The following is a 14,748-nucleotide window of genomic DNA, read 5'->3' as shown; positions in this document are numbered from 1 at the left end:
AATAGAGAGCCAGTTTTTTTATTTCTCTTTCCATGCTTAAATCTTCTTTTTAAGCATTTCTATAACCCGTAATTTTTACTTTAAAAACCCGTAATTTTTACTGCTTCTTTCCTGTTATTTTCGTCATATATATTATAACTGAAAATGTTAAAAAGAAATATTTGTGACAGAAAATATTATAATGCTAATCAAAATATAGATTTAGATAGTGTTTTTTTATGAAGAGTTAATAAAATTATGTCTACATATTAGATAGAATTTGTAGATATAAAAAGCACTTCCAAAATTATTTTGGGCATTCTAATAACTACTGTCTTGTAGATTATCAGTTTTTAAATAAAAATACCACACAATGCATCAAATAAATCAAAAAATTGCCAAAGAGTATTGGCATAAGAAAACAAGTAATATTGTTCCTCAGACAGAAAATTATTCTGATGTTTCTTCTATAAATCACATCAATATTGATGCACACGATCTTTCCTATTTCTATAAACTCACATCAGAAAATACAATCGCTGAATATACCGTTCTGATTGCATTATATAATATGCTTCTTCAGCGTTATTTTGAAGATTGCAATACAGTTGGTTCTAATATGATAATAGATTCAAAATCTCTAAATGTGTATTTTGAATTTGAATTAATTGAGAAAAAAACAATAAAAGAATTTCTTCAAGAAACTAGAGAAGAAATTCAGACCGTTTATAAATACGTTAGTTATTCTGAAGATCATTCTATTTTTTTAAATCCAGATGTAAATTATATTCCGTTTCAATTTCATTATGGGATTTACAAGAAACAACCTGATATTGCATTTGGAATAATGTTTCATGTTGAAAAAGAGCTAAATAATAATCTAAAAATATCTCTTGAATATTCTCAGCAAATTACTGATAGTAAAATTGCGACTCATTTTTTAACGAAATTTAAAGAATGGCTGATAAACTTAGAAATCAACATCGATATTCCAATTTTTGAAATTCCAGTTGTTTCAAATCTTGAAAAAGAAAATCTTTTAAATAAGTTCAGTTCTGAAAAATATGAGAATACTATTTCTTTAGCAGAAATAATTGAAAAACAAACCTATAAAACACCAGAAAATATTGCTGTTGTTTATAAAGAAACCGTTTTAACTTACCAAGAGCTTAATGATCAGGTTAATCAGTTTTCAGATTATCTCAGAAAAGAATATTTTATTGTAAAAGGTGATTTCGTTGGAATAAAAGTTGAAAGAACCGAAAAACTGCTTATTGCTATTCTGGCTGTTTTAAAAGCGGGTGGAATATACGTGCCAATCGATATAAATTATCCTGAAGACCGAATAGATTATATTGAGAAAGACAGTAATTGCAAATTAGTAATTGATGCTCAGGTTTATAATCAGTTTCTGGACAATCAAAATTTGTATTCAAAAGAAAACAATACACTCCATAGAGAATCATCTGATCCAGTTTACATCATTTACACTTCAGGAACAACCGGACGTCCTAAAGGAGTGGTAATTACCAATAAAAATGCAGGAACTTTTATCAATTGGGCTTCTCAGGAATTCAATAGCGAATCATTTGATATTATTTTTGCTGCAACTTCACATTGTTTTGATCTTTCAGTTTATGAAATGTTCTACACCTTGTATGAAGGCAAAACGATAAAAATTTTAAACAATGCGTTAGAGATAGGTTCTGAACTGGAAAAGCATAAAAAGATTTTATTAAATACGGTTCCTTCTAGTATGCGTAGTATTCTGGAAGCCGGATATTCTTTGGAAAATGTAACTGTGATCAATTTGGCAGGTGAACCTTTTCCGGTAGACATCGCTAATAAATTAGTACTGACAAATGCTGAAATCCGAAATTTGTATGGTCCTTCAGAAGATACTACGTATAGCACATATTATCAATTATCCAAAGAAAAAAAATATACATCTTCAATTCCTATAGGAAAACCAATTACCAATACACAAGCTTATATATTAGATGACAATTTACAATTAGTACCAGAGGGCATTATTGGAAGATTATATCTTTCAGGAGATGGTATTGCAGATGGGTACCTTAATCAAGCAGCACTTACTTCTCAAAAATTCATAGACAATCCTTTTAGCCTTGGTCAAAAAATGTACGATACTGGTGACTTGGCTAAATGGCAAGAGGACGGAAATCTAGCATATTTTGGGAGAAAAGACCATCAAGTAAAACTAAGAGGATATCGTATTGAACTAGCAGAAATAGAAAATGCATTATTGTCATTTTCGGATACGATTAAGCAAGCTGTCGCGGCTGTAAAGAAAAATAATGAAGAATATGTTCTCGCTGTTTATTATATAGAGAGCGAAAAAAACAACAGAGTAGCGCTAAGAGAATATTTGGCAAAACAACTTCCTGCCTATATGGTTCCGTCTTATTTTGTTAAGATAGAGAGCCTTCCTCTTACGCCAAATGGAAAAGTACATAAAGAAGCGCTTCCAGAAATTACAGATTCACTAATCGTTAAAAGAGATTATAAAGCTCCTGGAGATGAAATCGAAAAAGCACTTACAGAAATCTGGGAACAGGTTCTTGGAGTTGCTCCAATTGGTGTAAACGATCACTTTTTTGAATTGGGCGGACATAGTTTAATGATTTCACAAATCATTAATTTAATGTATAAAAAGCTCAATAAGAGTGTTCCGTATAAAATATTTTACACAAATCCTACAATTGAAGGTTTAAGAAAAGTATTGAAAACGGAAGTGTATTCACCAATTCCATCGGCAGATTTTAGAAACAGTTATCCTTTAACCGCTTCACAGCAGAGATTATGGATATTAAGTCAGTTAGAAGGTGGATCATTGGCTTATAATATGCCGTTTGTGGTGAAATTAACGGGTAATATTGATAAATATAAATTTCAGGAATCATTTCGATTATTAATAGAGAGGCACGAAATATTAAGGACTTATTTTAAAGCTGGTGAATCGGGAGAAATTAACCAGTTTATTAAGTCAGCTGCTTCTTCGTCTGATTTTGTGATTACTGAAGAAGATTTTTCTTCTGTACATAATCAGGAAGAAAAAATTCTGGAATATTTTCAGGAAAGAAATAACATAGCTTTCAATTTAGAAAAGTCTCCACTAATCAGAGCGTCATTAGTAAAATCAAAAGAAAACGAACATTTGTTTTTCCTTTCAATGCACCATATTATTGGCGATGGCTGGTCAATGGAATTATTGGTTTCTGAAATAGTAAAAACGTATAATGCTTTAACAGCAGGAAGTTTAATCGAATTACCAGAGCTCAAAATTCAATATAAAGATTATACTTTATGGCAGATTAATGAGAAACAGAATGAAAAGTATCTGGAATCTGAAAAATTTTGGCTAGAACAATTTCAAGGAGATATACCAATATTAAATCTGCCAGGCTTTAAGAAACGTCCGTTAATTCAAACTTACAACGGTACTACTATTACTCATAGTTTTTCAAAAGATTTTCTAAATAGATTAAAAATATTTTCTGCCCAGAATGATGTTACTCTTTTTATGACATTAATGACTGGTATAAAGTCTTTATTATATAAATATACAGGACAGCAGGATATTATAATTGGTACTCCAGTGGCAGGCCGAGATCATTATGATCTGGAGAATCAAATAGGATTGTACCTGAACACAATAGCCGTAAGAACATCTTTTTTAGAAAGAAATCCTTTTTTAGAAGCCTTAAATAGAGAAAAAGAAGTTTTGGCTTTGGCTTATGAACATCAGAATTATCCTTTTTTTGATTTGGTAAATAATCTGAATTTAAGACGCGACCGAAGCAGATCGGCTTTATTTGATGTAATGATCGTTTTGCAAAATCAGAGACAAATTAAAAATCTTGCTCATGAGGAAAAAATAGCAGCATTAAAAGTTGAAAATTATCCGTTTGAAAGTAAAACGGCACAATTTGATATTAGTTATGCCTTTACAGAAAACGAAGAAGGATTATCACTTAGTATTCAGTATAATACTGATGTTTATGATGAATTTCTGATTCAAAGGATGTTTCCCCATTTTGAAAAATTGATGGTGGAAGCAGTCGAGAATCCTGCCAAAACTATTGAAGAAATAAAATATATAACTCCTGAAGAAAATTACTTAGTAACTGCACAATTTAATGCATCTGATATTGAATATCCACAAGGCAAAACAATAACAGATCTATTTGAAGATCAAGTACTAAAAACACCAAATGCAACAGCTGTAGTATTTGAAAATCAAAATAATACATATTTAGAAGTTAATGCTGATTCTAATAAACTAGCTGATTACTTAAGAAAAGAATATGATATTAAGCCAAATGATTTGGTAGGCATTAAGTTAGACAGAAATGAAAGATTGCTGGCTGTTTTATTGGCTGTATTAAAAGCTGGTGGAGCTTATGTGCCAATTGATAAAAATTACCCTAAAGAGCGAATAGAATATATTGAGAAAGACAGTAATAGCAAGGTAGTTATCGACAACGATTTTTTACAACGTTATGATCTTGTAAAAGAAAATTTCAGTTCAGAAAATCTGCCAATTGTAAACAAAGAAACAGATTTAGCATACATTATTTACACTTCTGGAACAACGGGAAATCCAAAAGGAGTAATGATAGAGCATAGAAATGCGGTTGAATTAATTAACTGGTCTAAAAGAGAATATGATTTGTCAAAATTCGAAATTGTATATGCAGTTACTTCATACTGCTTTGACCTTTCGGTTTATGAATTTTTCTTTACGCTTACGACTGGTAAAACGCTTCGTGTTTTAAAAAATGCATTGGAAATCGAGAACTATCTAAATGTTGATAAAAATGTATTATTAAACACAGTTCCATCTGTAGTTAGAAAATTACTGACAGATAAGGTTTCGCTGGATAATGTAAATGTTATCAATATGGCAGGTGAAGCACTTTCTGTAGATATTGTTAATCAACTTCCTTTAGAATCCATTGAAGTTAGGAATTTATATGGTCCATCTGAAGATACTACTTACAGCACTTGTTATTTAGTAACATCAAGAAAAGATCAGTCAGTTTCTATAGGCCGTCCTATATCCAATACAAAAATATGGATTTTGGATGAATTTTATTCTCCGGTTCCAGTGGGAGTATCTGGAAGTATTTATATATCAGGAAACGGGCTTGCAAGAGGATATCTTAATAAACCAGATTTAACTTCGGCTAAATTCATAAACAATCCTTTTGCTGAAGGAGAAAGAATGTATGATACCGGCGATTTAGGGTATTGGCTTCCAGATGGAAATATTGAATTTCTAAAAAGAAAAGACGACCAGGTTAAAATTCGCGGTTACCGAATCGAATTAGGAGAAATTGAAACAGCAATTGCCAATTTCTCAGAATTGATTACTGCCGCTGCAGTTTTGGTACAGGAAGAAAATAATGAGAAAACTTTAGCAGCTTATTATACAACATCAGGTTTGGTTGATAAAGCCGAAATAAGAAATTATCTAGGCAGCAAACTTCCTGAATATATGATTCCTAATTATTATATAGAATTAGAATCCTTTCCATTAACACCAAATGGAAAATTAAATAAAAATGCCTTTCCGTCTATATCTGGAAATGATGTGATTCACAAACAATATACTGCTCCAAAAAATCAAATCGAACAAGAATTGGTTGAAATCTGGCAGCAAATTCTAGGAGTTAATAACATTGGAACAACCGATGACTTTTTTCAGCTTGGAGGACACAGTTTAAAAGCCATGGAGCTGCTGTCAATCATTCATAAAAAATTTGATTTAACCATTAAGCTTGATACGCTTTTTTCAACACCAACAATTGAAAATCTTGCTGTTACCATTGAGAATACAAAATGGCTTCAAGAAGTAGATGATGATCAATCTGTAAACCACTTAATTATTTAATTTATGGAAACAATTGCATTACTTAAAGAATTAAGAGCAGAAGGAATTGCCGTAAAAATTGTTGATGATCAATTGAAAGTATCTCTTTTAAAAGAAGGGATAGGGAATGATATTGTTGAAAAAGTAAAAAATAATAAGTTCCAGATTATTGATTATTTGAAATCTATTGAGCAAGACAAATTTCAACATATTCCGCAGATACATAGTGCGGAAAACTATTCGGTATCAAATGCCCAATTTAGAATTTGGTTTGAATCACAGTCAAAAAGCGCTTCTCTGGCTTATAATATTCCGTTTGAATTAAAACTAAAAGGAGATTATGACAAAGTAATTTTAGAAAACAGCTTATTGTCTGTAATTAAAAGACATGAAATATTACGAACGGTATTTAAAGTCAACAAAGACAATGAATTAAAGCAGTACGTATTGTCTGCAGATGCAATAAAATTCAATCTGGAGTATAAAGACTTTTCTACTAGCGATAAGTTTTCTGAAGAAATAGAACAATATATCATTGCCTTAAATAATGAAGTTTTTGATCTGGAAAATGGTCCTTTGATTAAAGCTGCTCTTTTAAAATATCAAAGCGATGGTTATTATTTCTATTGTAATATGCACCACATAATTTGTGATGCCTGGTCGATTCCTATTCTTAAAAATGAAATCGCAATTACCTATAATGCATTAAAAAATAACACTGAACCTTTATTGCCAACATTACGAATTCAGTATAAAGATTATGCATCTTGGAGCATCGAAAACTTAAAACAAGCAGCTTTACTAAAACAGAAAGAGTATTGGCTTGATAAATTTTCAGATACAATTCCTGTTTTAGATTTGCCTCTTAAAAATATTCGTCCTGCTGTAAAAACGCATAACGGAAGTACTTTAAAAACCTATTTCGATAATCATACTGCCGAATTAATACAAGCTTATAAAAAGAATAGTACAGGTTCACTGCATATGATTATTGCAGCATCACTTCATGTAATGCTTTCTAAATATTCTGGAAATAACGATACGGTAATCGGAAGTCCTTTTGCAGCAAGAGAGAATATTGATTTGAATAATCAAATAGGCTTTTATACCAACACATTAGCCGTCAGAAATAATCTAGAAAAACAGGACTCTTTTACTACCTTTTTTAAGAAGGTAAAAAAATCATTGTTAGAAGCACATGCCAATCAGCAGTATCCGTTTGAAGAATTGGTAAAGGAATTAAAATTAAAGAAAGATCCTTCTAGAACTCCTCTTTTTGATGTTATGCTGGTTGTTTTGTCTCAAGATAATACCGATGAAGAAATAAATGAGAACGCTTCAGATTATATAACGAAGGAAAAAAACAACACTAGTAAATTTGATTTATTACTATCTGTAGAGGAAATTGGAAATCATTTACAGCTTAAAATAGAATATAATACAGATCTATTTGAAGAAAAATTTATTAAGCAATTTATCGTAAACTATAAAAAGCTGATTAGTCTTCTTTTACAAAATCCTGACAAAAAAATAAATGAAGTAAATTACCTTGAAGGATATTCAGGAATTCAGAATTATGATATAAATACAGCTCGATACAAAAAGGACACGGTTATTGCATTTTTCGAAAATCAAGTAAAAATAACCCCAGATAAAACGGCTTTACGATATAATGATGTTGTAATTACGTATCGCCAGTTAAATAACTATTCCAATCAGATTGCGGCACATTTACGAGAAAATCATAATGCTGGACCAGGAAAAAACATTGGTGTTTTATTAAACCGTTCTCATTACAATGTTATTGCCATGATTGGTGTTATTAAATCAGGAGCATGTTACGTGCCTATTGATAACAAATACCAAGATGACCGTAAAAATTATATTTTAAACGATGCTTCGATTAATCTTATACTTACTAGTTCAGATATTACATTTACTGCAAGTGCTGCTGCTGATTTAATATATCTGGATCAATTTAAATATTCAGAAGATATTGCTGAAAACCTACCCGTTTTAAATACACTAGAAGATGCCTCGTTTATTATATATACTTCAGGATCAACTGGAAACCCAAAAGGCGTAATTCAGACACACAAAATGTTGTCGAATCTAATCCAGTGGAACATACATAATTCAGGTATTACAACCGGATTAAAACATTTGCAATACACTTCATTTAGTTTTGATGTATCCCTTCAAGATGTGTGGTTTGTGCTAAGCGGTGGCGGAATGCTGTATGTTACGCCAGAATCTATGAAATTAGATTTTACCAGCCTCTCAGATTATATTTTAAACAATAAGATAGAAGTTCTTACATTCCCATTTTCAGCATTATCAGGTTTTTTCGATGTTGTTGATCAGAACTTTTTTGATGATCATCATTTAAAACACATCATATCATCTGGAGAACAATTGATTATAGGAAACTCACTAGAAAAATTTCTTATCCAGTTTCCAGATGTAGTGCTGCACAACCATTATGGCCCTTCAGAAACTCATGTCGTTACCAGTTTTTCGGTTTCCGGTAAAGAAGAGAATATATTAAATTATATGCCAATTGGAAAACCGCTGCCTAATACTACAATTCACCTTTTAGATGATAATCTGCAGCCAGTGCCTGAAAAGGTAATAGGCGAAATTTATATTGGTGGTGCGAATTTGGCAAAAGGCTACGTAAATCTGCCAGAATTAACCAAAAACCGATTTATTTCAAATCCATTTAATTCTTCTCAAAAGTTATACAAAACAGGTGATCTGGCTTATTTAGATTATTTAGGAAACATCATTTATCTGGGAAGAAACGATACTCAAGTTAAAATAAGAGGTTACCGAATTGAACTCGAAGCCATCGAACTTACTGTATATATGTTTTCAGATTTATTGGAACATGTAGTAATAGATTGTAAACCCATAAACAACGAGAATGTACTTGTGGTTTACTACGTATCAAAAGAAGAATTAAATAAAAATGAAATCATGCATTTTTTAAAGTCAAAACTTCCTGATTACATGATTCCGGGATTCTTCATTAAGCTTGAAAAAATACCATTGACCCTGAATGGAAAAGTAGACAGAAAAGCGCTTCCTGATGTTGATTTAAATATAAGATCATCAGTAGAATATGTCGCGCCAGTTACAGAAACAGAAAAACAATTAGCTGTTATCTGGAAAGAAATTCTGCATGTAGAAAAAGCTGGTGTAACGGATAATTTTTTTGAATTAGGCGGACATTCTCTCAGTATCGTAAAAATGATTTACAAGATCAATGAAGTCTTCGGAATCAAATTAAAAATAAAAGATGTCTTTACTTTTCAAAATATACAAGAACTAGCAAAATCAATAGATGATGAAATAATTTTTAATAAAGGCATCGCAAATACGATAACAGTAGAAGTTTCTGCTAACCAAAACACAGAAATATGGGAGATTTAATGCTTAAACAAAGACTAGCCCGCTTAATCCAGAAAAAAGTAAGTTTTGAAGTGTCACAAGACAAACTTTTGGTAAAAGGCGATCTGGCTGTGCTAAACGAAGAAGATAAACAGTTTTTAAAAGAAAATAAACAAGAGATCATTTCCTTAATTGAAAATGCATCCAGTGAAATTTCTTTGGTAAAAAATACCAATAAAGAAAACAGAATACCACTTTCTTTTTCGCAGCAAAGTCTTTGGCTTTTAGATAGAATCAATAACGGAAGTTCTCATTATAACCTTACATCAGCTTTTAAATTAAAAGGCAGATTGGATTACAATGCCTTAAATAAAGCTTTTACAAGCATTATCGAAAGACACGATACGCTTCGTAGTACCTTTTTTGTAGATAATTCTGGAGAACCTTTTCAAAAAATACAAAAAGTAGAGCGCTTTACTATTGTTGCTGAAGAATTTGATACAGCTGACAGCACTATCGAATCCCAGCTTTTTGAAAAAATTGAAGAAGAAACCAATAAAATATTTGATTTAACTCAAGATTTATTAGTAAATGTTAGACTTTTTAAAGTAAATGCCAATGAGCATTTCTTAATTGTAACGATGCATCATATTGCTTCAGATGGATGGTCAATTGGAATCTTCGTTAATGAAATCAGTATTCTTTATAATAGCTATTTAGAAGAAAAAACAAACGCATTGCCAGAATTAACCGTGCAGTATTCTGATTATGCAATTTGGCAGAGAAAAAGATTGCAGGGCAAGATTCTTGAAAAACAAATTGATTATTGGAAAAATCTGCTGGCAGATTTACCAGTAATTCATAATCTTCCTTTAGATAATCCGAGACCATTTGTACAGACTTTTAATGGAAGCACCTATTATTCTAAAGTAGAGGCAAAAACTCTAAAATCGCTATACAGCTTATGTAAGACGGAATCAGCAACTCTTTTTATGGCTATTCACGCTGTGTTTAGTGTTTTATTAGCCCGATACAGTAATGCAAAAGATATTGTTGTAGGCACACCCATTGCTAACAGAGAAAAAGCTGAAATTGCAGGTCTGGTAGGATTTTTTATGAATCTTATAGTACTACGCAGTGATTTGTCGCAAAATCCAAGTTTTATCGATTTACTGAGACAAAGCAAAAAAATGCTGGAAGAATCATATGATTATCAAGAACTTCCTTTCGAAAAATTAGTTGAAGAACTCAAAGTGAAAAGAAATTTAGGGCACAGTCCTTTGTTTCAGGTTTTACTTTCGCTGCAGAATAACGAACAAGAGCAGGTTGCATTAACAGATTTAACTTTAGAAACGGTCACTTATAAAAATACAAGAAGTGCTAAATATGATCTCAGCCTAAATATTATTGAGATTTCAGGAGAACTTTCGCTTTCATGGGAATACAATACAGATCTTTTTAATGAAGAAACCATTGCTCGTATGGCGGGACACTTCGACACATTATTAAATTCTGTATTAGTAAATCCGGACGAAAATGTTTTTAAAATCAACATGATCAGCGATAAAGATGCGGAAGATATATGTAAACATTTAGATGGAGAAGTATTAAATCTCACCGATGTTGAAGAGACGAATAGCCTTTTTGAATATCAGTTAAAAAATAATCCAGATAAAACCGCTGTAATCTGTGGTGGTGTATCATACACTTATAAAGCATTAGGAGAAAAAGTTGATTCGATTGCATCCCATTTAGTACAAAACGGAGTACAAAATAGTGACCGTGTTGGAATTTGTCTGCTTCGCAGTATCGAAATGGTTGCTTCAATTTTTGCATGTTTTAAAATAGGAGCGGCTTATATTCCACTTGATCCTGTTTATTCTTCTATTCGATTGAACCAGATCGTAAAAGATGCTGAGCCCAAGTGCATTATAACACATTCTGCTTTAAGAGAATTATACTTAAAAGAGATGTATGAAGATTTTATATATCTTGATAAACTTGATTTAACTGTAAATGATAAAGTGGTAATAAACTGCCATGATGAAAATACAGCTTACATAATTTTTACATCTGGTACAACAGGAAAACCAAAAGGAATTGAAGTAAGTCATGCCAATTTGAAAAATTTCTTAAAAGCACTTGATATTTCTTTTGGAACACAAACGAGACAAAACTGGCTTGCACAAACAAGCATGAACTTTGATATTTCTGTTTTAGAATTAATCTGGACGATTTCGAGAGGGCATCAAATTGTTTTACAACAGTCAAATCCTTTCAAGCTGCTTTCTTCAGACAATATCTCACAAACTAAGAATCTGGACTTTAGTATTATGTTTTTTGGCGCAGATAAAGAAAACGATGCCCAGAAATACAATTTAATTCTCGAAACAGCAAAATATGCAGATAAAAATGATTTTACTGCGATTTGGACACCCGAAAGACATTTTGGAGAATTTGGAGGATTATTTCCAAGTCCAGCAGTTTTAGGTTCAGCTATATCTGTTTTAACAGAAAAAATAAAAGTACGTTCCGGAAGTGTCGTTCTTCCGCTGCACGACCCAATTAGAGTGGCAGAAGAATGGGCTGTTATTGATAATTTGAGCAATGGACGCACAGGAATTAGTATTGCATCTGGCTGGCATCCAAATGATTTTGTTTTTTCAAATTCAAATTATGAAGTGCGTCATATTGAAATGCGTGAAAAAATTACTGAACTCAAAAAACTTTGGGAAGGACATTCTGTAATACGAAAAAATGGAACAGGTCAAGATTTTGAAATTACAATCAGACCCGAACCCATACAGAAACAATTGCCACTTTGGATTACCGCAGCCGGAAATCCAGAAACTTTTAAATATGCAGGAGAAATTGGAGCAAATGTACTTACACATATGCTTGGCCAGTCCTTAGAAAAATTAGCAGAAAACATTGCAGTTTATCATAAAGCACTGAAAGAAAATGGTTTTACTGTAGAAGATAAAACAGTTTCATTGATGCTGCATACCTATATCGATGCGGATCAAGAAAAAGCCGCAGAGATTAGTGAAAAGCCATTTAAAGAGTATCTAAGATCGTCCATAAAATTAATGGAACCTCTTGCACAAGAATTAAGTCTCAATATCGATACACAAAGTGATGAGATTATTGAATTTGCTTATCGAAAATTCAGCAAAGAAAACACACTTATTGGTAGTGTCCAATCCTGCCAGAAAATGCTGCAAAGTATTCAAAATATAGGAGTTACGGAAGTAGCATGTCTTGTAGATTTTGGTGTTGAAAACGAAAAAGTACTTTCAGGATTGAAAAACATTGCTAAAGCAAAATCACTTTACCAAAAACAAAATGAGCTTAGAGATTTGTTAAATATAAACAATCAAAAAAATGAATTAGAACTTATTGATACTTATAAGGTTACTCATGTTCAAATGACACCTTCGCAGTCTAAGTTAATCCTGGATTTATACAATCAAGATAATTCAAGAGACATTTCTTCTGTAGAACATTGGATGATAGGAGGAGAACCTTTAAACCAAAACTTGATCGACGGATTAAGCGAGATTACAAATGCGAAATTATACAATATGTATGGCCCTACAGAAACAACCGTTTGGTCTGCATGGAGAGAAATTCGTAACGGCAATTTTAAAATTGGAAATCCAATCTTAAATACAAAATTATTGCTTCTTAATGAATTCGAACAGCAGGTTCCTCTTGGAGTTGTAGGCGAATTGTATATCGGAGGATCTGGAGTTTCAAAAGGATATTACAACAATTCAGAACTTACTGCGGGTAGTTTTAAAAAACTAAAAAACAAGCAGGCAGATACTATCAAATTCTATAAAACGGGAGATTTAATGCGCTTAAATCCTGACGGAACTTTTGATTATGAAGGAAGAAAAGACAATCAGGTAAAAATTAATGGTTACAGAATTGAACCTGAGGAGATTGAGAATGTAATATGTAAAATTCCCGAAGTAAAGGATTGTAAAGTTGTACCAATTACTGATAGTAATACTACATATTTATCTGCTTACATTGTTAAAGAAGAAATAGTATTCGGAAACTATAAAGAGCTTCCTGTTCAAGAGCAGGCAAAAGCATTTAAATTTCCTGACGGAAGCACCGTTTATCATCAGTCAAACCGACAGCTGGCTATGCTTTACAAAGAAATATTTGAAGATGAAATCTATTTCAAACATAATATTTCCATACCCGAAAATGCGGTAGTAATAGATGCAGGAGCTAATATAGGATCATTTAGTATGCATGTAAATCAAAAGCAGCCAAGTGCATTTCTAGTCGCTTTTGAACCAATCCCCCAGATTTTTTCAGGATTAAAACAAAACTTTGAACACCGCAATATCAAAGGTCGAATCCTGAATTACGGAGTTTCTAACAAAAAAGAAAATGCGACTTTTTATTATTATCCTGAAATGGCAGGTATGTCAGGAAGGTTTACAGAAAAAGAAACTATTGTAGATGCTGTAGGCGGTTATGTGAAACATGATAAAACAGTTCTTTCACAAAACGCTAATCATTCAAATGAAGATGTTATTGTAAAATCTTTTTATGAAAGTATTGATAGTGAAGGTGAAATGAATGACGAATTCAAAAATTACCTGAATTCTCTATATGAAGCCAAAGAAGTAGACTGTCAGCTTACTACAATCTCTGATGTTATTGATGATCTTAAACTTGAATGTATTGATCTCCTTAAAGTGGACGTAGAAAAAAGCGAATGCCTTGTTTTAGAGGGTGTAAGAGAAGAACACTGGTCAAAAATTCACCAGCTTGCCATTGAGGTAGATGGAGATTATAATCTTGACAGTATCGTAAAACTTTTAAAGAAAAACGGTTACAAAATACAAATTGACGAATTGGCAATGAGTGATTCTGATACGATCAAAAATGAAAATACCTATATGCTTTATGCTATAAATGACGATCGTAAAAAAACACATAACAGCATAGAAAGACAATATTCGGCTCCACAAGTCAACGAATCATTTGTTCGAAACTATTTAAAAAATATGCTTCCGGATTATATGAATCCTAAAGACATTGCTTTTGTTTCCTCAATTCCTTTAATGGAAAACGGAAAAGTAAATCTAATAAAACTTAAAGAGCTTAAACCTAAGAAAGCAGTACAAGAGAATACAGTAAAACTAAACAATCAGGTAGAACAGGATATTTATAGTCTTTGGTGCGAGGTTTTAAAAAAGGAAAGTATTCCTTATGAAGTCAGCATTTTTGAAGCTGGAGGAAATTCAATAGAAATAGTACTGCTTCATGAAAAACTTCAGACCAAGTTTAATATAAGCTTTTCATTGGTAGAACTTTTTCGAAACCCAACTATACAGCAGCAAGCAAAACTAATCCAGAATAGTAATCCAATTGAAACTAATTCATCTCAAAAAGTCCTTGACAAAGGAACATTGAGAAGAAATGCCCGCACCAGCAGAATTAATTGATATAAT

Annotated in this window: 3 protein-coding genes; all 3 read left to right on the top strand. The window is 31.9% G+C overall.

Translation table 11 applies throughout. From position 1 onward, the window contains the following. Window positions 1-352 precede the first annotated feature (352 nt). From P2W75_RS17085 to P2W75_RS17075, 3 genes are read left to right on the top strand one after another with little or no spacing between them, the layout of a single operon-like run. Window positions 353-5,896 carry a non-ribosomal peptide synthetase gene (locus P2W75_RS17085; RefSeq protein WP_276381417.1) on the top strand — a complete coding sequence of 1,848 codons (5,544 nt, stop codon included), beginning with the start codon at window positions 353-355 and terminating at the stop codon, window positions 5,894-5,896. 3 nt (window positions 5,897-5,899) lie between these two features. After that, complete coding sequence (locus P2W75_RS17080) at window positions 5,900-9,310, top strand: amino acid adenylation domain-containing protein (RefSeq protein WP_276381416.1); 3,411 nt, start codon at window positions 5,900-5,902, stop codon at window positions 9,308-9,310. Beyond that, window positions 9,298-14,742, top strand: a complete 5,445-nt coding sequence (locus P2W75_RS17075) for a MupA/Atu3671 family FMN-dependent luciferase-like monooxygenase (protein ID WP_276381415.1) — start codon at window positions 9,298-9,300, stop codon at window positions 14,740-14,742. Before P2W75_RS17080 ends, P2W75_RS17075 begins: the two co-directional genes overlap by 13 nt. Window positions 14,743-14,748: the final 6 nt, after the last annotated feature.

Source organism: Flavobacterium sp. H4147 (assembly GCF_029360735.1).
Taxonomy (GTDB): domain Bacteria; phylum Bacteroidota; class Bacteroidia; order Flavobacteriales; family Flavobacteriaceae; genus Flavobacterium; species Flavobacterium endoglycinae.
The sequence above is the reverse complement of the archived record's forward strand: the minus strand, read 5'-3'. Positions and strand labels throughout refer to the sequence as shown.

What these genes read in the sequence shown, in the direction of transcription:
- P2W75_RS17085 (WP_276381417.1), top strand. Translation starts at nt 353, where the DNA reads ATGCATCAAATAAATCAAAAAATTGCCAAAGAGTATTGGCATAAGAAA.
- P2W75_RS17080 (WP_276381416.1), top strand. Translation starts at nt 5,900, where the DNA reads ATGGAAACAATTGCATTACTTAAAGAATTAAGAGCAGAAGGAATTGCC.
- P2W75_RS17075 (WP_276381415.1), top strand. Translation starts at nt 9,298, where the DNA reads ATGGGAGATTTAATGCTTAAACAAAGACTAGCCCGCTTAATCCAGAAA.